Source organism: Candidatus Ulvibacter alkanivorans (assembly GCF_003333325.1).
GTDB classification, from domain to species: Bacteria; Bacteroidota; Bacteroidia; order Flavobacteriales; family Flavobacteriaceae; genus Ulvibacter_A; species Ulvibacter_A alkanivorans.
The window spans coordinates 38,375-64,385 of sequence record NZ_QOLC01000051.1 but is presented as its reverse complement, the minus strand read 5'-3'; the positions used below and the strand labels follow the sequence as shown (position 1 = coordinate 64,385).

The 26,011-nt window shown below is 40.6% G+C and carries 29 protein-coding genes; 7 read left to right on the top strand and 22 right to left on the bottom strand.

The annotated features are described in order from the left end of the window. Window positions 1–31: 31 nt before the first annotated feature. Genes DWA30_RS03585 through DWA30_RS03570 form a run of 4 tightly spaced genes read right to left on the bottom strand, consistent with a single transcriptional unit; the run spans window position 32 to window position 3,473 of the window. Window positions 32–1,408: a short-chain fatty acid transporter gene (locus DWA30_RS03585; RefSeq protein ID WP_114491171.1), complete on the bottom strand. Its 1,377-nt coding sequence runs from the start codon at window positions 1,406–1,408 to the stop codon at window positions 32–34. A 38-nt stretch (window positions 1,409–1,446) separates the two neighbouring features. Then, window positions 1,447–1,821: a DUF3127 domain-containing protein gene (locus tag DWA30_RS03580; RefSeq protein WP_114491170.1), complete on the bottom strand. Its 375-nt coding sequence runs from the start codon at window positions 1,819–1,821 to the stop codon at window positions 1,447–1,449. A gap of 23 nt (window positions 1,822–1,844) precedes the next feature. After that, window positions 1,845–2,576 (bottom strand): class I SAM-dependent methyltransferase, encoded by a 732-nt coding sequence (locus DWA30_RS03575; RefSeq protein WP_168421728.1) that lies wholly within the window; start codon window positions 2,574–2,576, stop codon window positions 1,845–1,847. A gap of 12 nt (window positions 2,577–2,588) precedes the next feature. Continuing rightward, window positions 2,589–3,473 (bottom strand): flavin reductase family protein, encoded by an 885-nt coding sequence (locus tag DWA30_RS03570; protein WP_114491168.1) that lies wholly within the window; start codon window positions 3,471–3,473, stop codon window positions 2,589–2,591. A 100-nt stretch (window positions 3,474–3,573) separates the two neighbouring features. Between DWA30_RS03570 and DWA30_RS03565 the strand changes: the two genes are divergently transcribed. Next, a complete protein-coding gene (locus DWA30_RS03565) occupies window positions 3,574–4,737 on the top strand; it encodes a sensor histidine kinase (protein WP_114491167.1) in 1,164 nt (387 codons plus the stop codon). 1 nt (window position 4,738) lies between these two features. Then, window positions 4,739–5,083: a hypothetical protein gene (locus DWA30_RS03560; RefSeq protein WP_114491166.1), complete on the top strand. Its 345-nt coding sequence runs from the start codon at window positions 4,739–4,741 to the stop codon at window positions 5,081–5,083. 2 nt (window positions 5,084–5,085) lie between these two features. Here DWA30_RS03560 and DWA30_RS03555 read toward each other — a convergent pair whose 3' ends face one another. After that, complete coding sequence (locus tag DWA30_RS03555; protein ID WP_114491165.1) at window positions 5,086–5,478, bottom strand: HIT family protein; 393 nt, start codon at window positions 5,476–5,478, stop codon at window positions 5,086–5,088. 2 nt (window positions 5,479–5,480) lie between these two features. Next, entirely contained in the window at window positions 5,481–5,957 is a 477-nt protein-coding gene (gene greA / locus DWA30_RS03550) for a transcription elongation factor GreA (RefSeq protein WP_114491164.1), read from the bottom strand. A 192-nt stretch (window positions 5,958–6,149) separates the two neighbouring features. Here greA and DWA30_RS03545 point away from each other — a divergent pair, with 192 nt between their 5' ends. Further along, on the top strand, window positions 6,150–6,584 hold the full coding sequence (locus DWA30_RS03545) for a hypothetical protein (RefSeq protein WP_114491163.1): 435 nt from the start codon (window positions 6,150–6,152) through the stop codon (window positions 6,582–6,584). Here DWA30_RS03545 and DWA30_RS03540 read toward each other — a convergent pair. The 8 genes from DWA30_RS03540 to DWA30_RS03505 all read right to left on the bottom strand — a co-directional run bounded on the left by DWA30_RS03540 (window position 6,581) and on the right by DWA30_RS03505 (window position 13,700). Further along, entirely contained in the window at window positions 6,581–8,758 is a 2,178-nt protein-coding gene (locus DWA30_RS03540) for a TonB-dependent receptor (protein ID WP_114491162.1), read from the bottom strand. The genes DWA30_RS03545 and DWA30_RS03540 overlap by 4 nt on opposite strands. Before the next feature lie 259 nt (window positions 8,759–9,017). Then, on the bottom strand, window positions 9,018–9,422 hold the full coding sequence (gene arfB, locus DWA30_RS03535) for an alternative ribosome rescue aminoacyl-tRNA hydrolase ArfB (protein WP_114491161.1): 405 nt from the start codon (window positions 9,420–9,422) through the stop codon (window positions 9,018–9,020). Beyond that, window positions 9,422–10,951 carry a DUF4301 family protein gene (locus tag DWA30_RS03530; RefSeq protein WP_114491160.1) on the bottom strand — a complete coding sequence of 510 codons (1,530 nt, stop codon included), beginning with the start codon at window positions 10,949–10,951 and terminating at the stop codon, window positions 9,422–9,424. The genes arfB and DWA30_RS03530 overlap by 1 nt, the downstream gene beginning before the upstream one ends. Continuing rightward, window positions 10,951–11,514, bottom strand: coding sequence for an AAA family ATPase (locus DWA30_RS03525; RefSeq protein ID WP_114491159.1), 564 nt, complete (start codon window positions 11,512–11,514; stop codon window positions 10,951–10,953). The genes DWA30_RS03530 and DWA30_RS03525 overlap by 1 nt, the downstream gene beginning before the upstream one ends. Next, window positions 11,475–12,107 carry a nicotinamide riboside transporter PnuC gene (gene pnuC / locus DWA30_RS03520; protein ID WP_114491158.1) on the bottom strand — a complete coding sequence of 211 codons (633 nt, stop codon included), beginning with the start codon at window positions 12,105–12,107 and terminating at the stop codon, window positions 11,475–11,477. Before pnuC ends, DWA30_RS03525 begins: the two co-directional genes overlap by 40 nt. Further along, window positions 12,091–12,351: a thiamine-binding protein gene (locus DWA30_RS03515; protein WP_114491157.1), complete on the bottom strand. Its 261-nt coding sequence runs from the start codon at window positions 12,349–12,351 to the stop codon at window positions 12,091–12,093. The genes pnuC and DWA30_RS03515 overlap by 17 nt, the downstream gene beginning before the upstream one ends. A gap of 6 nt (window positions 12,352–12,357) precedes the next feature. Beyond that, entirely contained in the window at window positions 12,358–13,059 is a 702-nt protein-coding gene (locus DWA30_RS03510) for a phosphoglycerol geranylgeranyltransferase (protein WP_114491156.1), read from the bottom strand. After that, on the bottom strand, window positions 13,056–13,700 hold the full coding sequence (locus DWA30_RS03505; protein ID WP_114491155.1) for a 4'-phosphopantetheinyl transferase family protein: 645 nt from the start codon (window positions 13,698–13,700) through the stop codon (window positions 13,056–13,058). Before DWA30_RS03505 ends, DWA30_RS03510 begins: the two co-directional genes overlap by 4 nt. 82 nt (window positions 13,701–13,782) lie before the next feature. On the opposite strand from DWA30_RS03505, the gene ahcY reads away from it, so the two are divergent. Beyond that, window positions 13,783–15,099: an adenosylhomocysteinase gene (gene ahcY / locus DWA30_RS03500; protein ID WP_114491216.1), complete on the top strand. Its 1,317-nt coding sequence runs from the start codon at window positions 13,783–13,785 to the stop codon at window positions 15,097–15,099. A 251-nt stretch (window positions 15,100–15,350) separates the two neighbouring features. Then, the gene (locus DWA30_RS03495) at window positions 15,351–15,980 is read left to right on the top strand and encodes a transglutaminase domain-containing protein (protein WP_210725382.1); all 630 of its coding nucleotides are present in this window, start codon (window positions 15,351–15,353) and stop codon (window positions 15,978–15,980) included. Window positions 15,981–16,033: 53 nt separating this feature from the next. Here the strand turns inward: DWA30_RS03495 and rpmA are convergent, their stop codons facing one another. The 3 genes from rpmA to DWA30_RS03480 all read right to left on the bottom strand — a co-directional run bounded on the left by rpmA (window position 16,034) and on the right by DWA30_RS03480 (window position 17,721). Beyond that, on the bottom strand, window positions 16,034–16,297 hold the full coding sequence (rpmA, locus tag DWA30_RS03490; RefSeq protein WP_114491153.1) for a 50S ribosomal protein L27: 264 nt from the start codon (window positions 16,295–16,297) through the stop codon (window positions 16,034–16,036). 36 nt (window positions 16,298–16,333) lie between these two features. Continuing rightward, the gene (gene rplU, locus DWA30_RS03485; protein WP_114491152.1) at window positions 16,334–17,047 is read right to left on the bottom strand and encodes a 50S ribosomal protein L21; all 714 of its coding nucleotides are present in this window, start codon (window positions 17,045–17,047) and stop codon (window positions 16,334–16,336) included. A gap of 215 nt (window positions 17,048–17,262) precedes the next feature. Then, a complete protein-coding gene (locus DWA30_RS03480; RefSeq protein WP_114491151.1) occupies window positions 17,263–17,721 on the bottom strand; it encodes a DUF4199 domain-containing protein in 459 nt (152 codons plus the stop codon). 307 nt (window positions 17,722–18,028) lie between these two features. On the opposite strand from DWA30_RS03480, the gene DWA30_RS03475 reads away from it, so the two are divergent. Next, window positions 18,029–19,348, top strand: a complete 1,320-nt coding sequence (locus DWA30_RS03475) for a M16 family metallopeptidase (RefSeq protein ID WP_114491150.1) — start codon at window positions 18,029–18,031, stop codon at window positions 19,346–19,348. 17 nt (window positions 19,349–19,365) lie between these two features. Beyond that, complete coding sequence (locus tag DWA30_RS03470) at window positions 19,366–21,432, top strand: M16 family metallopeptidase (RefSeq protein WP_114491215.1); 2,067 nt, start codon at window positions 19,366–19,368, stop codon at window positions 21,430–21,432. A 29-nt stretch (window positions 21,433–21,461) separates the two neighbouring features. On the opposite strand, the gene DWA30_RS03465 is transcribed toward DWA30_RS03470, so the two are convergent. The 5 genes from DWA30_RS03465 to mutY form a co-directional block, all read right to left on the bottom strand. After that, the gene (locus tag DWA30_RS03465; RefSeq protein WP_114491149.1) at window positions 21,462–22,355 is read right to left on the bottom strand and encodes a DMT family transporter; all 894 of its coding nucleotides are present in this window, start codon (window positions 22,353–22,355) and stop codon (window positions 21,462–21,464) included. A 53-nt stretch (window positions 22,356–22,408) separates the two neighbouring features. After that, window positions 22,409–22,963, bottom strand: coding sequence for a gliding motility lipoprotein GldD (gene gldD, locus DWA30_RS03460; protein WP_114491148.1), 555 nt, complete (start codon window positions 22,961–22,963; stop codon window positions 22,409–22,411). Between the two features lies 1 nt (window position 22,964). Beyond that, a complete protein-coding gene (locus DWA30_RS03455; RefSeq protein ID WP_114491147.1) occupies window positions 22,965–24,284 on the bottom strand; it encodes a gliding motility-associated protein GldE in 1,320 nt (439 codons plus the stop codon). Between the two features lie 41 nt (window positions 24,285–24,325). After that, the gene (locus DWA30_RS03450) at window positions 24,326–24,787 is read right to left on the bottom strand and encodes a single-stranded DNA-binding protein (protein ID WP_114491146.1); all 462 of its coding nucleotides are present in this window, start codon (window positions 24,785–24,787) and stop codon (window positions 24,326–24,328) included. Window positions 24,788–24,849: 62 nt separating this feature from the next. Beyond that, window positions 24,850–25,917, bottom strand: a complete 1,068-nt coding sequence (gene mutY, locus DWA30_RS03445; RefSeq protein ID WP_114491145.1) for an A/G-specific adenine glycosylase — start codon at window positions 25,915–25,917, stop codon at window positions 24,850–24,852. Window positions 25,918–26,011 lie beyond the last annotated feature (94 nt).

Here is a 26,011-nt window from a genome sequence, read left to right as displayed (position 1 = left end):
TTCAAGGGTCTTTCAGAAACAACCATTACAATTAAAAAATTAATAAACCACTAAGAAAGACGATCGCTCCTAAGATCATAATAAGAACGGTATACGGCAAAATTTCTTTGGCTTTTAATCGGGTTATAGCGAGCAATGGCAATGCCCAAAAGGGCTGCAGCATATTGGTGATCTGATCTCCATAGGCCAAGGCCATGATCGCCTTTGGCAGCGGCACGCCTAGCTTTAATGCCGACTCTACCACAATAGGACCTTGGACGGCCCACTGTCCTCCACCACTTGGCACAAATACGTTTACAAGGCCAGCACTAAAAAAAGTAAAGATTGGTAAAGTAAGTGGCGTGGCGATCGAAACAAAGAAGTCGGATATTTGAACTACCATTCCGCTATCGCGCATGATTCCCATGATACCAAAATATAAAGGAAATTGGATCAAGATTCCTGCAGCACCCGATATCGCTTCTTGGAGTGCTCTAAGAAATGAAGCAAAGCTTCCGTGTAGCAAGAGTCCTAATCCCAACATAAAAAAGTTAAGAAGATTAGGGGTGATAGCAAGCTCTGTAAGGTTTCCGGCATATTGATAGGCAAACGCAATTAGGATAAGAATTCCGAAGATCGCTCCCAAGTATTTTGAATGGTCTAATCGGTCGGCGCCAATAACTGTTTGCTTCTCTTCTGTTGTGTTGTTGTAAATTGGCAAGTTTATTTTTGATACACTTACTCTTTTAGAAAGCAGGTATAGAAATCCCGGGATTAGCACTAGCAATACTCCGAACAACAGTAAATTGGGTACACTAAAAACTGTCTCACTAAATGAAATAGCCGTAGGCAATTGTGCTTGAATAGTAGGATCGCTAATGCCCGACATTAAACTGGCGAGATGTCCTGCCTCGGCCACTTTTAATGGAGCAGACCCGCTAATGCCCCCGTGCCAGATCATTAGACCAACATATCCTGAAGCACCTACCAATGGATAATTTATACTGAAATTACGCAATTGTGCTGCTTCTGCAACTTTGCGAGCCATGATCGCGCCAAAGATCAATCCAAGTCCCCAATTAAAGAAGGAAACGAGCAAGGTAGTAATGCTCACGAGCAAGACGGCATTCGAAGTATTACTTACCAAATTGGTAAGCTTTTCTATCGCCTTGCTCATTGGTTTGCTTAGCACCAAAATGTGGCCAAGTACCAAGATGAGCATCATTTGGTAGGCGAAAACAAGCAAGGCGTTGTTCCATATACCGTTTTCCCAGAACGACAGTATGGCCAGAAAATGATTTTGATCGGCAGGAGCGTTCGTAAAACACAATGCCAAAGCCATTGTAACCATCGTTAAGATAATTGCGATCGCGAATGGTGATGGCAAAAATCGATTAAAGACCGTTTCAATGGCTTTGGTGATATTCATCTATCTAATGTAGCCAGTATGCTGGCAATTTCAGATTTTTAGAATGGCAGATCGTCGTGATCTTCTTCGTTCAAGTCGTTTGCAGGCTCAAATGCATCGGCTGGGGGCATTGGTGGCATATTGGAAGAAACCGACTGATCTATATTTTCTATGCGCCATCCTTGAATGGAATTAAAATATTTAGTTTCTCCTTGCGGATTAGTCCATTCGCGACCTCTTAGGTTAATGCTCACCTTTACATTTTGGCCCACTTTAAAGTTGTTCAGCAAATCTGTTTTATCTTGAACAAACTCGATCATGATTTGCTGCGGATATTGTTCTTCGGTGGTCACCACCATCTCTCTTTTTCTAAAACCATTGTTCCCGTAAGTTTTAGTATCATCTATCATTTTTATCTTTCCTTGTACTTCCATTCGATTCTAATTTAATTTATGTATTATTTTTCTGCTATTAATAGTGTTAATTGCTTCGGAAACCCATGAAAATTGGTTGCCGCTGCCGTATTTGTATGACGGGTTACTTTAAATCCGACCGACTGTAGCCGTTGTTCCAATCCGTTAACCGAATAGACCCGAACGTGATCTTCTTGCCCGAAGTGCTTCAATCGTGCTTCCGGAGTGCTTATATCGGCATCCTCGTATATTGCTCCCTCTTTAAAAGGGGTTTGCACCAAACACCTACCTCCGGGTTTCAGAATTCGATATAATTCGGCCATCGCTTTACGATCGTTCTCGATATGTTCTAAAACATGAAAACAAATAATAAGATCGTAAACGGCGTCACGCTCATCAATTTCTTCAATATTAAGCTGTTTATCGGCTGTAAATTCATTTTCAAAATCTGTCGTGACATACTCCTTCACACCACTTCTTTTAAGTCGTTGTGAGATCTTCTTCGGTGGTGAAAAATGCAAGACGACCTTATCTTTTAGTCCGATCGCATCTAAGAGGAATTGCCACAAATAACGCGTACGCGCCAAGCTCCCACAATTGGGACACAATTTACCCTTATCTTCTAATTCAATGAACGCTCGTAAGGCATATCCACACACATTACATTGGTAGGTTTTGCCTTTATATTGTAGCGCGATCAAGCCTCTTAAAAATCCTTCGTGCTTTCGAAGCCATTGGTTTGGAACTATTTTCTTAGCCCAATTTTTAAGTTGCACATACATGGCTTGTTACGTATTGCTTTCGTGAGCTGCTAGCAGCTTCCATGCTTCGGACAGATTTCCGTCGCAAAGCAATTGCTGCGCTTTTTTATGTATTTGCTCTGTATTTCCTGATGCTATCAACGACTTGTTTTCTTCCGAAGCATTTAAAAAATCAGTAACAACTGCTGCTGTTGGTAGTGCCTCTATATTTCCTAGCATACCAAGATCATTTCCGGTAAGCACCCTACTGTTCCTAATTCGTTCCGGCAGTGCATCAACTCCAATTCCTATCGTAGACAGTGGCTTTGGCACTTCGAACATTCCTTCTTTCGCACGGCTGTACCAATTGCCTCCCATACGCGCCACGGCATCGAGTTTCTCAGGATCGATCCTGCCATCTCCATCTAAAATAGATTCAGCTATATGTAGTTTTATTACCTCGCATATTACCAAATTCCCGGCTCCTCCATTATCACCAAGTGCGACCACTTCGTTCACCTTACATTCGAATTGAACAGGTGCTTCGGCAACTCGTGGGGGTTTTACAAGATCGGAAGCGATTGCATTAAAGCCCGCTTTTGTAAATTCGTTGATTCCTTTATCGTATTCGGTCGATGATAGTGACATTTGTTGTACCATATCGTAACTTACAATATTGATCACAACTTCTTTGGTCTCCAAAGCGTTTTCAAGTGTATGCTTGGTCGTATTATTTCGCACCCTCCGCGCCGGAGAGAATATCATGATCGGCGGATTTGCACTAAACACGTTGAAGAAACTAAACGGTGACAAATTCACGTTGCCTTTACCGTCGATCGTACTCGCAAAACAAATGGGTCTAGGAGAAACGGCGCCAAGCAGATAGCCATGAAGTTTACCAGTACTAATATCCTTAGGGTCGATAGAAATCATAGCTGCAAATGTACCCAAAGTATCATGGGTTTAAAAATTTGATCACACAATAATATTAACATAATTCCTTTATATTTAAATCTGAAAACGAAAACACTACATGCAAAACAAAAAGGCTGTTAATCGCTGGCTCTTTATTATTCTATTTCTTTTTATAATCACGCTTATACTGTGGAATACATATGCGTTTTTTAATCAGTTAAAACAGAACGAACGTGATAAGATGCAAGTATGGGCAAGCGCGCAACAAGAATTGGAAGCTATTCATCTCAGTAATAGCGCCGAGGTAAGCGAGACCGTTCTCAAAGCGCTTTCGAGCAATACAACTACCCCAATGATATTGTATACGCATAGTTCAGACAGCTATGATGCTAGGAATATCGTAGAAAAAACAAATGACTCTGTCAAGTTGCGAAACAAACGAATTGCTTATGCCAATCAATTTGCTAAAGAATACAAACCGTTACAATTAACCTATAATGGTGAGATACTCACTACTATTTACTACGGAAACTCACCCATTATCAATAAACTTAAATACTATCCTGCTGTCCTTATTTTAATTTTACTGCTTTCTGCGGCCGTGTTATACTTTTTCTACAAAACGTCTAAATCGGCAGAACAAAATAAACTTTGGGCAGGTATGGCCAAAGAAACGGCTCATCAAATTGGTACGCCACTTTCTTCCTTAGTTGGATGGACAGAGATCCTAAAAACAGAGCAAGTAAACCAAGAGTACATACAAGAGATGGAAAAAGATATCGCTCGACTCGAAACCATTACCGAACGATTCTCGAAGATTGGGTCTTTACCCACCTTAAAACGAACCAACATCGTAGACGAAACCAAAGAAGCATTTTCCTATTTACAAAGTCGCAGTTCTAAACTAATTGAATTTCAACTGGAATTAACAGACAAACCATTGTATGTCGATCTCAACCCACAATTGTATTCATGGACGATTGAAAACCTGGTTAAAAACGGGATCGATGCGATGAAGGGAAAAGGAACCATTACGATAACGGTAGAACATACTTCGAAGAATGCCTTGATTCGAGTTAGCGACACAGGAAAAGGAATACCTAAACGTAGTTTTAAACGTGTCTTTAGTCCGGGCTATACCACCAAAAAAAGAGGCTGGGGATTAGGTCTTTCACTTGTAAAACGAATTATTGAAGAATACCATAACGGTAAAATCCGCGTTCTTAGAAGTACCCCCGGAAAAGGAACCACTATGGAAATCGCCTTACGATTACAACAATAATATGGAAGCAACCTCAAAAGTGGTACATACGGCCACTATTTCAAATAATTGTCCAATTTGTTATGCGAACGACGGACTCGAATTTACGTTTACGCAACAAATCAAGGATACTCCGCTATATTCAAAATCTGAAAAGAATGTAAACGGATCACTGTATTGCCATAATTGTAATTCTGCGGTCTACCCGGTTAACTGGACCGAAGATATTGAGCGTGTAAACGACTATCATAAAAAGCTTGCTGTTCCCGAACACCAAGGGATCAAATTAAAGCCACTCGCCTACGTGATCATTGTAGCCGATCTTCTCGTGTTAATTGCGATCGTTTATTTTGTTATTCTTAGGTAAGACTAGGAAATATGACTTGAAATTTCGGCTGCCAATTCTTTAAACTCGGCTTCGCTTAAGGTGACCTTATGATCGAAGGTCATATCTTTCATTTCATTGATTGGAATTAGATGCACATGCACATGAGGAACTTCCAAGCCGATAACAGCCATTCCAACACGTTCACATGGCACTGCTTTCCGAAGGGCCAATGCGACTTTTCTCGAGAACTGCATCAATTGAAGATACACGTGCTCTCCCAGATCGAAAATTTTATCTACTTCTTGTTTGGGTACACATAGCGTATGGCCTTTTGCGTTTGGATTAATATCCAGAAAGGCAATAAAATTTTCATCTTCAGCTATCTTATAGCTGGGAATTTCTCCGTTAATGATCTTTGTAAATACGGTCGCCATAATTAACTTCTTGAAATTTCTAGGATCTCGAACTTCATTACCCCATTAGGTACTTGGATCTCTGCGATCTCCCCTACTTTTTTACCAAGCAATCCTTTTCCTATAGGAGAGTCTACCGAAATTTTTCCCGATTTGAGATCGGCTTCGCTTTGGGCTACTAACTTGTAGATCATTTCGGCATTATTGGTTAAATTCTTGATTTTTACTTTAGAATGCACCAAGACCTTAGACGTATCTAATTGAGACTCGTCTATCACTCTGGCATTGGCAACTACCTCTTCAAGTTTAGATATGCGCATTTCTAACATACCCTGCGCCTCTTTAGCGGCATCGTATTCAGCATTCTCACTTAAATCTCCTTTATCTCTAGCTTCAGCAATAGCTTGTGACGCCTTAGGACGTTCTACATCTTTTAACTGATTTAATTCTTCACGTAGTTTTTTTAGTCCTTCTTCTGTGTAATAAGATACTTTACTCATAACTTCATCGTTTATATGCTAAACAGCATTCCATTTCATTTTTAGTTCTGAAGAATGCTCCTTTTAACGACGAGGCTACTTCAGAATAAAACACAAAAAATCCCATGCGTGACGGGATTTCGTTACACAAATATACAAAAAATTAGTTGTTGTACATTTTATCGTACTTTTGACCGAAATTTCTTTTAAAATATGAATATTAGATACCTAATAGTGGTGGCGGCACTCGTTTTAACAGCCTGCTCTAATAATGACGATGACCGTGAAGACAACCCAAATCTCATCGATCCGTTGGTGAGCCTTACCCTAAATCTAAATCTCCCACAATACAATCCGTTAAATTTTCCCGGTAATAGCGTGATTATAAATCAGCAAGGAATTCGAGGAATAGTGGTTTACAACGTGAACAATGAACTCTATACGGCCTTCGATCTCACCGATCCTAATCACCCGCCAAATAATTGTTCTCGTATGGAAATTGAAGCTCCAATTGCAACGTGTCCCTGTACCACCGATGACAACGAATACAACATCGTCACCGGTGAACATAGAACAGATCCTTCAAAATACCCTATGCAGCAATACCGTGCGGTACGCACGGGCAATACAGTTCGTATTACTAACTAGAACCGAACAGTGGCTCCCACCAAGAAGTTGATAGTAGCTTGCGGGTAGAATCCGGCACCTTCAATCGTGGTAATGGTCCCCGGCTCGCTAAAATCATCATCGAACGTAAAGAAATATCCGTTAGACACATACTCCACATTAAAGAGGTTGTTTACCAAACCGTTTAACAAGATGGAGTCGACGAACGGCACTTCTCTTAACTCATAAACTATATTGAGGTCATTAATAAAATAGCTGTCTAATTTAGATACCTCACTGTCTATATTCCCCATAAACTGCTCTCCAACATACTTAGACAACAAAGCGAATTGCAGATTAGGAATAGGTCTATATTCAACTATATTTCCGGCAACGATTTCGGGTGAATACGAAATATTGGTATTCCCTAAGTTCACCAGTTCTCCATCACGTTGAAATACAAAATCTACATTCTTATTACTGCTTAATGCTATATTAGGTCGCACTGTAAATGATTGGCTCAAACGAATTTCAGCATCTACTTCTAGTCCTATTCGGTAGCTCTCTCCACTTGTCTCTCGAATTGGTGCACCAACATCATCGATCGCTCCCGTAAGCACTAATTGATCGGTATAATCCATGTAGAACAAGTTGGTGCTTATATTGGTTGCTTCGGAAGCGTAGCGCCACCCCAACTCAATGTCATCTAATTTTTCGGCAGTAAAGATGCCTTGTTCAAAATCGCTACGTCGCGGCTCCCTATTTGCTCTTCCGTAGGAAGCATAGAATTGGTTCTTTTCATTTAACTGAAACGATGCTCCCGCCTTCGGATTGAAGAACGAATACGACTGGTCTACATTCAAGGTAATAAGATCGGAAGTAGTTCCACTGGTTTCATAACTAATAAATCGTCCTTGCAAATCTCCAAAAACACTCCATTGGTCATCAATACGCCATGTGGCCTTTGTAAAAACGGTAAACTCATTCTTATCACCTACACCAAAGTAATAGCGATCTCTAATCTCACTCCCACCGGCGAACTGTGCCCAGATCACCTCACCAAAATGATCGCCACTGTAAGTGCTAAAAAACGCACCACTGCTTACCTCAACATCGTTATCTTTATAGTTTACATTGGCATTTACAGCATAGAAATCATTATCTAGCCAACGGCGACGAATTAGATCGGTGGTATTAATCGTTTCTCCACCTATTTCTATGGGATCGAAATTATAGGTTTCAAAATCCTCATCCTCTTTATATTGTTCAAAATATCCTCTTCCGTAGGTATAATTTAAGGACACATTCGAGCTCCATTTATTGTTGTATCGTTGGTTCCACAACAACTGATAATGATCTTGTGCATAATTGTCTACTTCATTATCATAGAACTTTACATTACCGTCTTCATCGGTGTACATCCCGGCAGGATTAAAGGTGCGGTCGTTGGCCAACGTTTCGGCGTCAATCCCAAAATAGGCTTGATAGGTTTCTTCTCTTCCGCCAAAGGCCAATGCTTTTATCAACGTATTTCTATCTAAGTAAGCAGCATGTAAAAAATAGGATTTAAGATCGGAGCTCGCCCGGTCTATATACCCATCAGACTGAATGGTAGACAATCGCCCGGCAATTTCAATACGGTTGTTCAACAAGCCTGTGCTAAATTTCACATTGTGTTTTCGAGTGTTATAGGAGCCCACAGCATTTGAAATCTCACCATAGGCCGTTTCAGAAACACCATCGGTAAGAATGTTCAAGCTGGCTCCAAAAGCACCAGACCCATTCGTACTGGTCCCTACGCCACGCTGCAGTTGTAAATTTTGAACCGATGATGTAAAATCGGGCAGATTCACAAAGAAAGTTCCTTGACTTTCAGCATCGTTAAATGGAATTCCATTTAAAGTTACATTCACTCGTGAGGCATCACTACCTCGAACTCGAATATAGGTATATCCAATTCCCGCACCGGCATCACTGGTTGTAACTACCGAGGGCAAATACGAAAGCATATACGGGATATCTTGTCCCAAATTACGCTTTTCCAGTTCTTCTTTGTCAAGATTAGAATGCGTGATAGGTGAATCGGCATCTACGCGTACCGATTTAATAAGCACCTCTTCTAATGCTTCTACTTTAGTACTGTCTGTTGTTTTCTCTTGCGCTAGCGTACAAGTTGTAGCTGCTAAAAATAAGATGGATAAAAAAATACGTTTCATTCGTACATTGGTTTTGTTACGAATAAAAGGGGTCTTATTCTTGAGTTTGGTTATTAAAATAGTTGTATAAAAAAACCTATTGGATCCTTAAGACGCAATAGGGGTATAACAACGAAGATGCTTGTGAGCATCGTATTCCCTTAGCAGCATTACCTGCCCAGGTTCATTGGGTATAATCTCAGCTTTTTACGGCACCCCTTTGAGATGTGGTGCAAAAATACAAATTTGGTCAATCTAGCACTATTAAATCACAAATTTTTTAATCGATAGAAGGAGGCTTACGATTCGATTTTTTGAGGGCGTTCTTTTTTTTATTCTGAAGCCGACGCTCGATAGCCCGCTTCGATGGTTTCGTTTTTTTGCGTTTCTTTTTAACGGTAAGTTGCTCCTTTAGCAGTTCGAGCAAGCGCTCTATCACTATGGCCTTATTCCTGTGTTGACTGCGAGATTCTCCGCATTGCATTATTAACTCCCCTTCGGAAGTTAGTCGTGAGGATAATTTGGACAGTAATCGTTCTTTTTCAGAATCCTGTAAGCCTTCCGAAGTCATTATATTAAATCGAACCTCCACCTTAGATGAAGTCTTATTAACATGCTGACCACCCGGACCGCTGCTACGAATCCCTTTAAAGGTGAGTTCTCGAATAATGGTGGATGTTTGCATTACATTTTAGGTCGGTGTGCCGGTTTTAAAAGGTCGTTCACCGTCTTCACCGGATTAAAGGTCTTTAGGGGTACTTCTACAAAAGCCGTATTCCACTTTGCCATAGCTCCGTTCCACAATCCGGGCAATTCGAGTGCTTTTAGCGGTTTTCCATCTATCGATTTGTCGGTAATAAATCCGCTGTGAGGATCGCTATATTTTTTAAGATCGAATGCCTCCCCATTGCAGTCGCGTACACCACAAACTATATCGACCGGATTAAAATGCGTAGCCTCATTTACGATAGCGCGTTGGTGCGGATCTGAAGTATCGATCTGAGACATCTCTACAATTTGCAAGCTCGTGTTCCCGTACTCATTCTTTACCCAAAACGGCCCACCACCCGGGGCTCCTGTGTTTTTAACGACGCCACACACTCGCAATGGACGAACTAGAATATACATGAGTTGGGTACGTTCTTCTGGGATGTCCTTAATACTTAATTCATTCCATAAGAACGATTTTACCTCCTTTAATAGCGCAACATCAACATCTTCCAGTTCCAATTTTTCCAGATACGTAAAGATCTTATTCTGAAGCCACAGTAATTTACCTGCCAACACTTTTTTGTAGAAAGCCATCTCTTCCACATAGTCTTCAGCAACGACATTGTCAATATTCTTTACAAAAACAATATCGGCGTCAACATCGTTTAGGTTTTCCAACAAAGCACCGTGTCCCGAGGGCCTAAAGATCAAATTTTCATCAGCATCTCGAAAGGGTTTATTGTTGGTATTTACTGCTATAGTATCGGTTTCTTTTTTCTGAAAGGAATACGAAATATGAAATTCGGTCTTGGTTTTTTTTGTAACACGATTTTTGATGGACTCAAATTCTTCCTTAAAATACGGTACATGTTTTTCAGAAAAAGTAAAATGTAAATGGGCCTCTCCTCGAGTCGCAGCATAAAAGGCAGCTTCATACAACTGTTCTTCGAAAGCCGTCGTGTAATACTTTTTGTATTTGTGAAACGGAATTAATCCCTTGGGCAGATTACTAAAATTGAGCCCTTGGGACTCCAATAATGTCGACACAAAATAAAAACATCGCTGTCCTTTGTTCGACTTTTTATAATCCGGATAATTCTCACGGATCTTTTTCCGCACCTCATTTACAAATGGAAATTCTTTTAAGGAGTTGAAAAAAGTGTTGAGCGCATCGTTGTCTTTTCGTTTAAGATATTTTGACAGCGATTCCTCCTTAGGGTCGAAATCATTCAGAAACTCATGTAAGAACTTGAACATACGGGTCGCGGCTCCCGATGCAGGCACAAACTTTACGATCTCTAGCGACTCTTTCTCTTTTTCGTAAAGATCCACCAGCTTGTTCTGATCGTTCTTTTGAATAACCTCTATCCCGTTGCCAACAGATGCTGCGGTAACTATATGGGCTGGCGGTATGCCTCGTTGAAATGTTTCCAGTTGTTTAACAACCGTATCTACTTTAAGTCCGTGCTCTTTTATTTGTCGTAGGTCTTTCTTCGTTAGCATTATTTAGATAGCAACTTTTGTATGAGGTTCACAGCAAGATCGAAACGTTCTTGTTTAGAACCGCTAATAATATGGTAAGGGGTTCTCCCTTTTTTTAGTTCGGCTTCAAAAATACGGAATAGCGTTGACCTGTCATCGGGTCTATCGCGCAGATCATCGAATTCCCAAGGCACATCAATATTAGTAAGAAGATAGAGGTCGTAGTTGTTAGCTTCGGAAGCTTCAGCAATGGGTTTAGGACAATAGCCATCGTAATAATATTCAGAATACACCTTCAGCTCCAGTAAGTTAGTGTCGCAAATTAAAAGCTCGTTTACTCGAGTAGCCGCACAGTTCTCCGCTTGCATTTGCCCTTCAGCAATAGGGATTAGATCCTCAATGGCGCATATTTCTTTAGATTCATCCCATTTCTTCTGAAGGTATTCACGCATATATTCGGGCACCCATTCGGTTTGAAAATGCTGAGCCAATTGTTTGGCCAACGTAGTTTTTCCGGTCGATTCGGGACCAAAAAGCACAACCTTTATGCAATTACTGTGTCTTTGTGTAAGTTTTTCTTCCATGCAAAATAGCCTAACACCGATATGATTACAAAAATAACGTAGAGCATACTGCTTATGGTGTACCCTTTATAAAAATACAACGGCACACTAATTATATTCCCCGCGAGCAAGTACAACCAATTTTCAACTTTCCTTCGTGCTAACAACCACATTCCAACAAAGAAAAGTCCAGTGGTCAATGTATCGACATAGGCCGTCCAACTCGTCCATTTTTCGAACAGCTCATACACCACATATACAAATACGATCGCACCAAAAAAGATCCCTAAGGATATGGCATGTTCTCGTTTCGTCGCCCAAGTGATTGGGGTATACGAATTCGGACTCACTTTTCGTGTCCATACATACCATCCGTACACACTCATTGTAAAATAATAGACGTTGATGAGCATATCACCCAACAGCTCCCATTGCCACAACAAGTAAACAAATATCGAGGTACTAACAATACCTGTAGGATACACCCAAATACTGTTACGTTTCGAGCACCATGCCGATATGATCCCGAAAAGTACGGCTACGATCTCTAATACGATCTGATAGGTCTCGTACTCGGCATATTGTCCAAAAAAATACTCAAAAATGGGGCTCATAGTCACTGCGATCCGATGATACAATCTTCATATATAACAATCCGCGGTCCATGGCTACCAAAGCCGTTTTCATTTCTGTTTGTAACACCTTCATTACTGCATCGTAGTCACCGAATACTTGGGTACTCAATGGGTTCTCTAACACCGTTAGTCCGGAGGCTCGTAGCGATTTTATAAAATTGATTATTACAGGCTCATAATCGTCCTGAATGGGTGTGAGTGTTAATTCTACTGAAATTTTCATAGTATGTTAATTCATTTTTTCAAATGCGGTTCCCATGACTACCAGATCGGCTCCGGCAGTGTAGGCCACGTGCTTTTGCGAATTTGTTCTAATTCCTCCGCCTACGATCAACGGAATGGTGAGTGCTTTCTTGACCGCGCGTATAACGTTTTCAGAAACCGGGACATGAGCTCCACTACCGGCTTCCAAATAAATAAGTTTAGCGCCCATATACTGTCCGGCCAAAGCAGTGTTCACAATAGTATCTATATCGTCCTGCGGCATAGGCCGCGTGTTGCTTACTCTAGCCACGGCCGATTCGTTCCCACCATCCAACAACAAATAACCGGTTGCGATAATTTCCAATTGAGACCGCTTGATTCGTGAAATTGATTTTACCTGCTGACCCACCAAATATTCGGCGTTCCTGCCCGATAATAGCGATAAGAATAGAAGGGCGTCTGCTTTTGCGGTGATTTGTGTATGATCACCGGGGAATAGAAATACAGGAAGCTTCGAATGCCCTTTCAATGCAGTTACGGTAGCTTCTGTTTGCCCGTTGGCAACGGTGCTGCCACCTACAAACAAATGAGTGGTTTCTGTCGGGATACGCGCTAAGAATTCGGCGGTTTCCGAAGCATTGAACTTATCGGGATCTATTAAAATAGCAAGTCCTTTTCTTCCTTCGGAAACTAAACTGTAGATGTGTTGGTAATGCGTTTCTCTCATACCGCTGCATCTTCAGAAATAAGGGCATAGGCACACGTAAACTCTTCAAACTCTAAAAAATAAATGTCGTACGACAGCGACACATCTTCGAACGACACCTCTGCCGTTGAGCGCATATCGTCCAACCGAAAGTCTTCTACATAAATATGCTGTAGAAAACTCACACCTGGTTTGGCAAAACTCTTGTACAACGATTCTTTCGCACCCCAAACCATGGTCAATTTTCGCATAAGCGCGTCTTCATTGGCAATGGTGCGATACTCTTCAATAGGTGTAAACTTATGTGCGATCTTTAAGATCTTAGAACGCTGCTTTTCAATATCGATTCCAACCTCTATATCGCTAATAATAATGGCCGAAAAAACAAACGAATGCGTGATCGAAATATGTTTATCACCATTTAAGTGCGGCTTTCCATCACGATCGTAATAAAGGTCGTGATCGGTATAGCCTTCCGAAGCAAGCAAATGACGCACGCTCATAAATCCGCGGCGATGCAGGTCACTTTTCATACCATCTACCCGTTGCCTACAATGCGAAGTTAGCTCGATTCCTTCAGAAAGTGCGTCATACGATTCTTCTATCTTCCAAATGAGGACTTTAGTTGTAGGATTTACTGTTATAGTTTTGTAAAGTGGCATATAAATGTGATGGATATTCCGTACTTTTGCAGTCCGAAATAAAATTCGGAACAGCAATTATTATAAATTCAAATATATGAATATGTCAACTAAAACAGTGCCTTACACAGCATATAAAGTAAAAGATATCTCCTTGGCCGACTGGGGACGTAAAGAAATTGAACTGGCAGAAGCAGAGATGCCGGGTCTAATGTCCTTGCGTGAAGAATACAAGAACGAGCAGCCTTTAAAAGGAGCTCGTATCGCCGGTTGTTTACACATGACCATTCAAACCGCAGTGCTTATCGAAACCTTGATCGAACTGGGTGCCGAAGTTACGTGGAGCTCATGTAATATCTTTTCTACACAAGATCAAGCGGCAGCCGCTATCGCAGCCGCAGGTATTCCTGTGTACGCCTGGAAAGGAATGACAGAAGAAGAATTCGACTGGTGTATCGAACAAACCCTCTTCTTTGGTGAAGAGCGCAAGCCACTTAACATGATCTTAGACGATGGTGGTGATCTTACCAATATGGTGTTCGACAAATACCCAGAACTAGCTTCGGGCATCCGTGGCCTTTCCGAAGAAACCACAACAGGAGTACACCGTCTTTACGAACGTATGAAAAAAGGCACCTTGGTAATGCCGGCAATAAACGTGAACGACAGTGTGACAAAATCTAAGTTCGATAACAAATATGGATGTCGCGAAAGTGCAGTAGATGCCGTAAGACGTGCCACCGATGTCATGTTGGCCGGAAAACGCGTAGTCGTATGTGGGTATGGAGATGTAGGTAAAGGAACTGCCGCTTCTTTTAAAGGAGCAGGGTCTATCGTAACCGTAACCGAGATCGATCCAATTTGTGCATTGCAAGCTGCCATGGACGGCTTTGAAGTAAAACGCCTGGAAACAGTACTAGATAAAGCAGACATCGTGATCACCACTACCGGAAACAAAGACATAGTAACCGGAGAGCACTTTAAAGCAATGAAAGACAAGACCATCGTGTGTAACATTGGTCATTTCGACAATGAGATCGCAGTAGCTTGGCTTAATGACAACTACGGTGAATCTAAAGTTGAGATCAAGCCGCAAGTAGACAAATACACCATCGATGGCAAAGATATTATCCTCTTGGCAGAAGGCCGTTTGGTAAATCTTGGTTGTGCCACCGGGCATCCAAGTTTTGTAATGAGTAACTCGTTTACCAACCAAACCTTGGCGCAGATCGAATTGTGGAAGAACAGCGACAATTACGAAAACAAAGTATATATGTTGCCAAAACACCTAGATGAAAAAGTGGCAAAATTACACTTAGAACGCATTGGTGTTGAGCTTACCGAACTTCGCCCCGAGCAAGCCGAATATATTGGTGTAGAAGTGGAAGGACCTTATAAACCTGAGTATTACAGATACTAGATAGTGGTAGCGCCATAGGAAACATCCTTGCGAAACCATTAAAAACAAACGAACCCTGCCTTTTGGTGGGGTTTTTTGTTCTTGGGCAATTCGCCAAGGCCAAATGCCTTGGCGACCGCGCTATTCGCTATATCACGCTTGGTCGCTACGGCCAAGCGAGGATGCCGCTGCTATCGCTATCGCATACTATTTTAACACAGTGCCACTTAATAAATAAAACACTGCTGCGTTATCTAATAAATTTAGCGATAGTGATTTCTATTAGATTTGTAGTGATGTTATGTTTGTTATTACTAGGGACTTCCGTTTCGGCCCAAATAACCAAACATCGAAATACGACCCATTCCGAAGTAAGAACAACGACAAAAGAACTGGCCAAACGAATTACCAAAAATAGCCGTACCGACACCGAGAAAGCACGTGCGCTCTATACTTGGATCGCAAAACATATTGCATACGACCATGAATTGCGCCACAACCCCGAGCTACAAAAAAAGTTCTACGCTTCAAAAACCCAATTGATACAGCAAGTGGTCTCCCGAAAAAAAGCACTGTGTGGCGGGTATGCCTTTCTATTTAGCGAACTATGTGCACAACTCAATATAGAAAGTAAGGTCATTCACGGATATAGTAAAAAATACGGCAACCAAAAAAGCATTAAGAAACAACCGGATCACTCGTGGAATGCCGTTCGACTCGACGGAACTTGGTATTTATTGGATATTACCTATGCGAGAAGTCATGCAAAAGGCAGCGAACCCGACATGTATTGGTTTAAGACCAACCCTGCCTATTTTGTGTATACTCACTACCCGCAGGACCCTAAGTGGATGCTATTAGAATCGCCAATTTCCAGGGCAAGATTTGAAAGTTTGCCATAAAAAAAGCCCTAACCAAAATTGGTAAGGGCTTTTAGTATCGGTTCAATACAATCTTAAGCTTCTGCGTTTGGAATAATAGAAACGTACGATTTATTGTCTTTTTTCTTTGTGAATTGTACTACACCGTCAACTCTGGCGTGTAATGTATGGTCTTTTCCACCATATACATTCTCACCTGGATGATGCGTATATCCTCGTTGTCTTACGATGATATTTCCAGCAACAGCTTCTTGTCCACCAAAGATCTTCACACCTAAGCGTTTCGATTCTGATTCTCTACCGTTCTTAGAACTACCAACTCCTTTTTTATGAGCCATCTTGTTTCGGTTTTATATGATTAAACTTCAGCAGAATTATTTTCTTCCGCCGTCCAATTTTTCTTGTAGGTCCTTAAGCTCATCCCACTTACCATCGGCAGCAAGTTGTGCTTGTTCGGGCCATGTATCGGTTACTAAATGCGCCAAGCGTGAGCTAGCATCGCTTAAGATAGTAGCAATTGCCTCGGGAGTTGCTTTCGCAACCTTAGCAAAAGTATCTAATCCTGCGGCTACCATCGCTTCCATTGCCTTAGGTCCTACACCTTCGATCTTTTTAAGATCGTCTGCTTTCTTAGGACTTGCCTTTTTAGCAGGTGCTTTTTTAGTTTCGGTCGCTTTTGGCTTTGCAGCTGCTTCTTTCTTTGGAGCTGCTTTTTTAGGTTCAGCTTTCTTAGCCAGTGCTGCTTTTTCTTTAGAAGCAGTAGATTTCTTTGCTCCGGAAGCTGCAATACTTTCAATTACGATCTCAGATAATGCTTGTCTGTGACCATTCTTTACTCGATACCCTTTTCTTCGTTTCTTCTTGAAAACGATTACTTTATCACCTTTAAGGTGTCTAACGACTTTTGCTCCAACAAGAGCGCCGCTTATAGCCGGGGCGCCAATAGTAATGTCATCGCCATTACCTACTAAAAGAACGTTGTCGAATTCGACCTTTTTACCTTCTTCAGTAGCTAAACGATTCACAAAGACTTTTTGGTCTTTCGCAACTTTAAATTGCTGCCCTGCTATCTCTACAATTGCATACATAGCGTAACGTTTAATTAAATGTTTTGTTTATAAAAGACTGCCCTATTACAGACAACCACTAACTCTTTACAAAAAAATTTGCGTAAGAGGGGTGCAAATATAATTTTAAAAAGGGAAACAGCAAAGTGTTTAGAATGTTATTTTTAACTGTAAAGCACACAGCTTGTGTTAATGACAAGCTAAAAGAAGTTTTATTCGATTTGCCGTGGTGGAATCTACTTCATTGTATTTCGTTTTCCTTCGGGCGTATTCCACGATTGCTTAAGCAACTGCATAAACGCTAACGAAAGTACCAAGGAGGTAGAAAAGCCCATGATCACCAATGAAATGATCATGATAAGGGATCCTTTATTATAATTTAAACCGTAAGAATCGAGTACCGAGTTCGCAAACTGCGTATCGATCATAAAGATGTAGATCGCCATGAATATGGCAAAGAGAACAGTCGCAATACCTCCGGTAAACAGTCCTGTTTGAAATCCTTTTTGATATTTGAATCGAGCGGTTTCACCTTTGTACTTTTTCATTGCCCACAAAATACCAACACCGAAAATAACACCGTTAAGAGCACTAAACACCGGATACTCGTGTAATCCTACGAATTTAGAAATTAGAAAATAAGCTATTAATAATATGGCGGTAATAATTCCGTATTTGGTATAAATCTTAATCATTGTTGTTGGTTTTATTATGTTAAAATTACAAAATAATAGTTTGTCCCCTCTAAAGAGTTTGTTAACTTTTATTTTCTAAAAGCACGTATACAGCTTCAGAAATGATTCTAAAAAAATCAATCTACTGGTTTTAATCATCTTATAATCGCTTCGACGACTGCTTCCGAAGCAATAGAAAAAATGCTAAATCCTTCTTAAAGTAGCACTATGGCTTGAACAGACGCTACCAAATTCGTAATTTAAGACCGCATAACGTAACAATCTCGACAAAAAGATGTCTAACATAAAAATTTAATAAAAACCATACATGAAAAACACAATTTTAAGCTTACTGGCTGTATGCAGTTTTGTATTAGGAATACAAGCGCAGCAAGTAGAATTTGAAGAATACGATCTAGATAATGGACTACACGTTATCTTACATCAAGACAATACCGTACCTGTGGTTGTTACCTCTGTAATGTACCATGTGGGTGCCAAGAACGAAGCACCGGGACGCTCAGGATTTGCTCATTTCTTCGAGCATCTGTTATTTGAAGGTACCGAAAACATAGAAAGAGGAAAGTGGTTTGAAATTGTTTCTTCCCATGGAGGGAGCAATAATGCGAACACTACCGACGACCGCACTTATTACTATGAAATATTTCCGTCGAACAATGTGGAATTAGCCCTTTGGATGGAAAGCGAACGTATGTTGCATCCCATTATCAATCAGATTGGGGTAGACACTCAAAATGAAGTGGTAAAGGAAGAGAAACGACTGCGAGTAGACAACCAGCCTTATGGAAATGTCTTAAAAGCAGTAAAAGAGAATATGTTTAAAGTGCATCCTTACCAATGGACGACCATTGGTTCTATGGAGGATCTGGATGCTGCAACGTTGGAAGAGTTCCGTGCTTTTAACGATAAGTTTTATGTTCCTAACAATGCGACACTTGTCGTAGCAGGCGATATCGATAAAAGCAATGTCAAGAAATTAATCAATGATTATTTTGGGTCCATTCCTAAAGGAGCTCCGGTTCCGGAAATTGATATTGAAGAACCGCCTATAACAAAGCAAATCAATGCCAAGTACTACGATCCTAACATTCAAATTCCGATGTTGATCCACGCATATCGAACACCCGGAATGACCGAGCGCGATGCCTACGTGCTAGATATGATTTCTTCTATCTTAAGCGATGGAAAGAGTTCTCGCTTGTATAAGAAATTAGTCGATGATCAAAAACAGGCTTTTCAAGTTGGGGCAATTAATTTTAGTCAGGAAGACTATGGAACCTATATCACCTTAGCCTTACCGCTTAATGATACGTCACTCGAAACACTGACCGAGGAAATAGATGAAGAGATCGTACGGCTTCAAACCGAACTTATTTCTGAACGAGAGTATGAAAAACTTCAGAATATCTACGAGAACCGATTCGTGAATGCGAATTCGACACTTGCCGGTATCGCAAATTCATTGGCAGACTATCACGTGTTCTATGGAGACACGAGCCTTATAAATAAGACCAACGATATCTATAGAAGTATTACCAGAGAAGAAATTCAAGAAGTAGCACAGCGGTATTTACAACCAAACCAACGTTTGCGTTTGGAATATTTACCGGAATCTGCTAAACAATAAAATTGAAAAAGAGAACAATGAAAAAATATATAAGTTTACTATTTGCAACTGTTTTTTTAACGACACTTGCAACCGCTCAAATAGATCGAAGCAAGCAGCCGAAACCCGGCCCTGCACCTACAATTAATTTGCAAAAGCCACAAACTTTTAAGTTGAATAACGGCATGGAGGTTTTAGTGGTAGAGAACAACAAATTACCTCGAGTAAGAGTACAATTGTTGCTAGACAACCCAATGCATGCCTCTGGAGAAAAAGCAGGCGTCGCCTCTCTGTTTGCCTCGATGATGGGAAATGGGACATCATCGATATCTAAAGATGAATTTAACGAAGAGATCGATTATTTAGGAGCTAACATCAGTTTTGGTTCCGAAAGTGCATTCGCTAGTTCGTTGTCAAAATATTTTCCTCGTATTTTGGAGTTAATGGCAGACGCGATCAAGAATCCGTTATTGACCGAAGAAGAATTCCAAAAACAAAAGGACCTGTTACTCGAAAATTTGCGATCGCAGGAAAAAAGTGTTACCAATGTCTCAGGAAGAGTAACAGCCGCACTTTTGTATGGAAGCAATCATCCAAAGGGAGAATTTACGACCATCGAAAAAGTCGAGAAATTGAGCTTGAACGATGTTAAAAACTTCTATTCCGATTACTTTTCACCAAGCAACGCCTACCTAGTAGTGGTGGGTGATGTTAAGAAGAACAATGTAGAACGGTTAGTGAATACTCATTTTGCCGACTGGAATGCGAGCGTTGTTCCAAACATTAGTTACACAACACCTCAAAACGTTCAGTACACACAGGTAAACTTTATCGATATGCCGAACGCAGTACAGTCAGAAATTACTGTTGAGAACTTGGTGGACCTTAAAATGTCGGACCCAGATTATTTTGCAGCATTGGTTGCCAACAAGATCCTTGGTGGTGGCGGTGAAGGCAGATTGTTCCTTAACCTACGAGAGGACAAAGGATGGACCTATGGCTCCTATTCAAGCATTGGTGCAGATAAGGACATTACTCGATTTGCGGCTACGGCCAGCGTGCGAAATGCAGTGACCGACAGCGCCGTGGTAGAACTAATTCGTGAGATCAGGTACATGACCGAGAATGAAGTAGATCGCCAAAAACTGGTAAATACTAAGGCGAAATTCACGGGAGATTTTGTTCTGGCCTTAGAGCGTCCGGAAACTATAGCTAACTACGCACTACAAACGAAAACACAAGACCTTTCTAAAGATTTTTACAAGAACTATCTTAAAAATATTAATGCGGTAACAGCAGCCGATGTAAAACGTGCGGCCGATAAATATTTTAAGGATGAGAACCTGCGTATTGTCATCGTTGGTAAGGGTAGCGAAGTCATTCCTTCTTTAAAGAATCTTAAAGGTCCTAGTGGTAAATCGATCCCGATCAACTATTTCGATAAATTTGGTAATCCGATCCCGGAACCGGACTACAATAAGCAATTGGACCCAAGTCTAACCGCACAAACAGTGATCAACAAGTACATAGATGCTATTGGAGGCCGTGACAAGGTGAAAGCAGTAGAAACAATACTATATCAAGCTTCCGCAGAAATGCAAGGAATGAAGCTTGGACTAGAGATGAAAAACACGACCAAGAGTCAATCGTCTTTAGTGGTATCTGTTGGCGGTAACCCAATGCAAAAGATCATTTTTGACGGTGAAAAAGGGTATATCATGGCACAAGGCCAACGAATTGATTATACGGAAGATCAAAACAAAGCAGCACTGGTAGAATCACAACCGTTTATGGAGTTGAAAGCGACCAACGCTAAGTTAGAAGGAATTGAAGCAGTAGACGGAAAAGACGCATATGTCGTGTCTTTCGGTGACTCTAAATCGGCTTTCTACGATGTAGAGACCGGTCTTAAAGTGAAAGAAACTACGACACAGTCACAAAATGGCAATGAAGTAACAACTTCAACCAATTATTCTAACTATAACGAGGTGGAGGGCATTAAATTCCCGCATACCATTTCACAGTCATTTGGACCACAAGAGTTAAAATTTACAATAACCGCTATTAAAATAAATGAAGGTGTTACCGACGCCGATTTTGAATAATAGAAGGTTTAAAAAGTAAATAAGCCCGGCTAATTTGGTCGGGCTTTTTTATTGCGTCTGTTAGAAAGAAACACACCAAGAATAATAAGGCAGGCTCCCAGTAGTTGCCAAAGGTTAAATCGTTCTCCATCTAACAATCCCCAGAGCAATGCCACAATAGGAATTGTATACGTTACCGAAGTAGCAAATACCGGCGTACTCATCTGAACCAAACTATTAAAAACGATCTTTGCCAATCCCGTCCCAAAAATTGCGAGTATGGCCAAATAACCAATAGACTCGTACAATTGAGGTTTTTGAAAGGTTGCTTCGGAAAAAAAGTCGGAATAGAGCAACACTCCAATTGCCGGAAAAAGAATGACTATAAAATGTCCTACGGTAATCGCCATGGCAGGTACTTCCTGCAAATATCTTTTAATGATATTTACATTAATAGCATAGCAAACCGAGGCTGCCAAAATAAGTGCTGCATACCAATAATTTTGTCCTTCATTCATTTCAGCACCACTCCAAATTAATACGACACTACCCAACAATCCTACAATAACACCCAACAACTGTCTTCTTGTAAAACCAATGGCAAACAGCAACGCCCCTAAAAGCAATGTCATAATGGGTGTGGTTGAATTAAGTACAGAAGCAATTGCACTATCGATCTCAGTTTCAGCAAAAGCAAATAAAAAAGCTGGGATAAACGTACCAACGAAGGCAGAAATAGCAATCCATTTCCACTCAGGCCTCCGGATTTGCTTTAGCTTATAAGCACCGATAACTAGTAGGAAAACAGCGGCAAAAATAGTGCGCAAAGCACCCAATTGTAACGGACTTAACCCTACAAGTGCTTTTTTAATAAGTATGAACGAGCTTCCCCATATAATGGAGAGAATGATAAGATAGATCCACTTTTTTTCGATGCCTTTCATTGTAGAAGGCACAAAAATGTGAAATATAATTACAGTGACCTCTTAAAAAAAGGTTATTTATTCTTCCAACGAATGGTTTCCATGATTCGGCGAACATCTTCGCGTAGATACATCACAGCCGGATAGAGCGAATCGAAATTGGGTTTGGCTTCAAAGTAAACCGCGCCATTCACAAAATGCTGCACACTATCGGTTACATAAAATTGTGATTGGGTGGCGGCATTTCCGTTGATCATATAAAGCATTCCGAAGACATTACTCACCGAATCCACTCGTGGTTGCTCGATAATTCCTTGGGCTTTTATGGTGTGGTCGTAGGTAAGTTTTTGTGCATCGTACAACAACGAGTCTAAATTATCATCAATCTCACGATACGATAAATATATGGTAGCACTCATATTGGGATAGCTAATGTTCATCCCGCAATTGGCCTTCATTTCAATAGCTGCATGTACATTTTTCATAAAACCATAGGCACAATCGCTATCGATCATTTCATATTCTTGAACGGGATACTCGAGACGTAACTGCGCACTGGGTTTCACAACTGTCTCTTCTTTACAAGATGAGACTCCAATAATTATGAATAATATAAGGAGTAGCCGCATATTATAGATTTATCGATAATTTAATTTGTTTAATGCGTTTGTTATCGAACGCTTCAATGGTAAACGAATATTGGTGGAAGCTTATTATCTCGTCTTTCTTCGGAAATCCACGGCTAATCTCCAAGAGGAACCCTGCCAAGGTTTCGGCCTCACCTTTTACATCTTCAAAGTCTTGAGGATCCTCCAATTTAATAACGCGATAAAAATCTTTTAGAGGCGTCTTTCCTTCAAAAATATAATTTTGATCATCCAGTTTGGAAAAGATAAGATCTTCATCGTCAAACTCATCACTTATTTCACCCACGATCTCTTCAATAATGTCTTCCAAAGAAATAAGTCCGCTAGTCCCTCCATACTCATCCACAACAATAGCGAGATGCATTTTCATGTCTTTGAATTCATTTAGAAGATCGTCCAGTTTTTTATTCTCAGGAACAAAATACGCTTCGCGTTTCAAATTCTGCCAATCGAGGTTCTTCCGGTCGATATAGGGCATAAGGTCCTTTACGTATAAGATTCCCGTAATAGAATCTATATTATCCTTATAAACAGGGATGCGCGAATAGCCATGAGCGATGATTTCGGGTAAAATTTCTTTATAACCCATTTCTTCATTTAGCGCGAAGATATCCATACGTGGTTTCATCACTTGCTTGGTATCCATGGTTCCAAACGTAACAATACCTTGTAGAATCTTTTGTTCTTCCAGAGTTGTCGTCTCTTCGGAAGTTAGCTCTAGGGCTTGCGATAATTGATCGACACTAATATTCGACCTTTGCTTCCCGAACCTTCCTTGCATATACAGCGTCACCGAGCGCATGGGCAGACTCACCGGACTTAGTAAATAATCGAGTACATTAAGTGGGTATGCCATAAAAGTCGCAAACAGCACTTTATTTCTACTGGCATAAATCTTTGGCAGTATTTCACCAAAAAGTAAGATGAGGAAGGTCACAACACCAACCTCTAGGATAAATCGGAGACTGATTCCGAAGAAAACAGAATCGATAGTTGCGAATAACACATCGGTCAACGAGTCGAACAGCAGTACGATCGCAATGTTGATAAAGTTATTAGACACCAAGATAGTGGCCAATAACTTCTTTGGTCTGGCAAGCAACTTTTGAACGATCTCTAATTTTTTGGATCGTGTACGCTCACCATTTGCTTCAAAATCGGATGAAGTCAATGAAAAGAATGCGACCTCGGCACCCGAGATCATGGCAGAACACGCCAACAATATAACTAATACGACGCTACTCGTAATTTGCGTATACGTAAATAATGCAGTAAATAATAAACTCGGAGGTTCCGTATCCAAAATGGTCTGTTATGCGTACTTGTTTGTGCGCAGGTTAAACATTAAAATGGCAGATCGTCATCTTCATCGCCAATAGGTCTTTCTGCCGGCTCATTTTGAGTAGCAGGCTTCGCTTGCGATGTATTTGCATTGCCTGTCGATTCTTGCTGTCCCATTCCGCTATCGCTTTTTGGGGTCAAGAAGGTAAAATCGGTGCAATGCACTTCGGTACTATACCGGTCGTTTCCTTGATCGTCTTGCCACTTTCGGGTTTTTAATCTTCCTTCAATATAAACTTTATCACCTTTGTTTAAATATTTTTCACAGATCTCGGCACCTTTATTACGAACTACGATATTGTGCCATTCTGTGTTGGTTACACGTTCACCTGTGGTTCTATTGGTATAGCTTTCGTTGGTTGCCAAGGGGAATCTTCCAATACTGCCACCTCCCTCAAAATAATGCATTTTCACTTCATCTCCCGTATGCCCAATTAGCATCACTTTATTTAATGTTCCACTCATGTTAATAGAAATTTATCTGTTTATACAAATGTATACTATGTGTTTTAAATATAGCTAATTTTTCAATTTTTAAAGACTGAAAATTCTGAAATAAAATTAGCGATCAAAACCGGGACGGCATAATCTGTAACCTTCGAAATAGCTGTGTTCAATTCAATTTCTTCTGAAACTTCTGCGATCCAAAATCGGGTGTATAAATGCTGATGCGATAATTTGTGCACTACCACTTCCTCATTATACAGCGATAGCGATTCTATATTATACTTCTTAGACAGTTCTTTATAACGCTTCGTGGCCATTAACGCTTCTGCCGTAGCTTCAGCAGTTGTTTCGATCAAGGGAAATTCAAATAACTGCTGCCAAATTCCTTTTTGATTTCGCTGTTCTAATTGGGTCTTTTCGTTTTCAGAAAGCAAAACAATATAATTAAAGTATCGTTTTTTAACACGAGATTTCTTTAACTTGACCGGTAGTTGCGACACCTTTTTTGCGCTGTAAGCTTCACAGTTTGATGCAAAGATACATTGGTCGCAATGGGGATTTTGAGGCACACAGTAGCCCGCACCAAATTCCATGATCGCTTGATTATAAGTTCCCGGATCGTTATAATCTAACAGCTGTTGGGCCAAGGTTTTAAATTCCTTTATTCCTTGGGTCGTATTAATAGGAGTTTCAATTCCGAAGACCCTTGAAAGCACTCGGTACACGTTCCCGTCTACTACTGCTGTTGGTGCGTCAAAACAAATTGAAGCAATTGCACTGGCCGTGTAATCGCCAACACCTTTTAGTGCCAATAAGTCGTCATAGTTTTGTGGAAAGACCCCATCGCACTCATAGGCAATATATTTTGCGGTACTATGCAGGTTTCTTGCCCGTGAATAATAGCCCAGTCCTTGCCAAAGTTTTAAAACTTGATCTTCAGAAGCGTCTGCCAACGCTTTAATTGTAGGAAACGCCTTAATAAATTTTAAATAATACGGCAACCCTTGATTTACACGGGTTTGTTGAAGCATAATTTCTGAAAGCCAAATAAAGTACGGGGCTTTAGTTTCACGCCAAGGCAAGTCTCTTTTGTGCTCTAAGTACCAGATTATGAGTTTTTTACTAAAAAAACCACTGTTTTTTGTCATAGGCCAAAAATAATACTTATCTATTTATCATTTAACCAATTAAGGTTTGAGTATTTGATTTTAAAATTCTTATATTTGCCCTCTTGAAAAAAAT

What these genes read in the sequence shown, in the direction of transcription:
- DWA30_RS03585 (WP_114491171.1), bottom strand. Translation starts at nt 1,408, where the DNA reads ATGAATATCACCAAAGCCATTGAAACGGTCTTTAATCGATTTTTGCCA.
- DWA30_RS03580 (WP_114491170.1), bottom strand. Translation starts at nt 1,821, where the DNA reads ATGGAAGTACAAGGAAAGATAAAAATGATAGATGATACTAAAACTTAC.
- DWA30_RS03570 (WP_114491168.1), bottom strand. Translation starts at nt 3,473, where the DNA reads ATGATTTCTATCGACCCTAAGGATATTAGTACTGGTAAACTTCATGGC.
- DWA30_RS03565 (WP_114491167.1), top strand. Translation starts at nt 3,574, where the DNA reads ATGCAAAACAAAAAGGCTGTTAATCGCTGGCTCTTTATTATTCTATTT.
- DWA30_RS03560 (WP_114491166.1), top strand. Translation starts at nt 4,739, where the DNA reads ATGGAAGCAACCTCAAAAGTGGTACATACGGCCACTATTTCAAATAAT.
- DWA30_RS03555 (WP_114491165.1), bottom strand. Translation starts at nt 5,478, where the DNA reads ATGGCGACCGTATTTACAAAGATCATTAACGGAGAAATTCCCAGCTAT.
- greA (WP_114491164.1), bottom strand. Translation starts at nt 5,957, where the DNA reads ATGAGTAAAGTATCTTATTACACAGAAGAAGGACTAAAAAAACTACGT.
- DWA30_RS03545 (WP_114491163.1), top strand. Translation starts at nt 6,150, where the DNA reads ATGAATATTAGATACCTAATAGTGGTGGCGGCACTCGTTTTAACAGCC.
- DWA30_RS03540 (WP_114491162.1), bottom strand. Translation starts at nt 8,758, where the DNA reads ATGAAACGTATTTTTTTATCCATCTTATTTTTAGCAGCTACAACTTGT.
- arfB (WP_114491161.1), bottom strand. Translation starts at nt 9,422, where the DNA reads ATGCAAACATCCACCATTATTCGAGAACTCACCTTTAAAGGGATTCGT.
- DWA30_RS03530 (WP_114491160.1), bottom strand. Translation starts at nt 10,951, where the DNA reads ATGCTAACGAAGAAAGACCTACGACAAATAAAAGAGCACGGACTTAAA.
- DWA30_RS03525 (WP_114491159.1), bottom strand. Translation starts at nt 11,514, where the DNA reads ATGGAAGAAAAACTTACACAAAGACACAGTAATTGCATAAAGGTTGTG.
- pnuC (WP_114491158.1), bottom strand. Translation starts at nt 12,107, where the DNA reads ATGAGCCCCATTTTTGAGTATTTTTTTGGACAATATGCCGAGTACGAG.
- DWA30_RS03515 (WP_114491157.1), bottom strand. Translation starts at nt 12,351, where the DNA reads ATGAAAATTTCAGTAGAATTAACACTCACACCCATTCAGGACGATTAT.
- DWA30_RS03510 (WP_114491156.1), bottom strand. Translation starts at nt 13,059, where the DNA reads ATGAGAGAAACGCATTACCAACACATCTACAGTTTAGTTTCCGAAGGA.
- DWA30_RS03505 (WP_114491155.1), bottom strand. Translation starts at nt 13,700, where the DNA reads ATGCCACTTTACAAAACTATAACAGTAAATCCTACAACTAAAGTCCTC.
- ahcY (WP_114491216.1), top strand. Translation starts at nt 13,783, where the DNA reads ATGTCAACTAAAACAGTGCCTTACACAGCATATAAAGTAAAAGATATC.
- rpmA (WP_114491153.1), bottom strand. Translation starts at nt 16,297, where the DNA reads ATGGCTCATAAAAAAGGAGTTGGTAGTTCTAAGAACGGTAGAGAATCA.
- rplU (WP_114491152.1), bottom strand. Translation starts at nt 17,047, where the DNA reads ATGTATGCAATTGTAGAGATAGCAGGGCAGCAATTTAAAGTTGCGAAA.
- DWA30_RS03480 (WP_114491151.1), bottom strand. Translation starts at nt 17,721, where the DNA reads ATGATTAAGATTTATACCAAATACGGAATTATTACCGCCATATTATTA.
- DWA30_RS03475 (WP_114491150.1), top strand. Translation starts at nt 18,029, where the DNA reads ATGAAAAACACAATTTTAAGCTTACTGGCTGTATGCAGTTTTGTATTA.
- DWA30_RS03470 (WP_114491215.1), top strand. Translation starts at nt 19,366, where the DNA reads ATGAAAAAATATATAAGTTTACTATTTGCAACTGTTTTTTTAACGACA.
- DWA30_RS03465 (WP_114491149.1), bottom strand. Translation starts at nt 22,355, where the DNA reads ATGAAAGGCATCGAAAAAAAGTGGATCTATCTTATCATTCTCTCCATT.
- gldD (WP_114491148.1), bottom strand. Translation starts at nt 22,963, where the DNA reads ATGCGGCTACTCCTTATATTATTCATAATTATTGGAGTCTCATCTTGT.
- DWA30_RS03450 (WP_114491146.1), bottom strand. Translation starts at nt 24,787, where the DNA reads ATGAGTGGAACATTAAATAAAGTGATGCTAATTGGGCATACGGGAGAT.
- mutY (WP_114491145.1), bottom strand. Translation starts at nt 25,917, where the DNA reads ATGACAAAAAACAGTGGTTTTTTTAGTAAAAAACTCATAATCTGGTAC.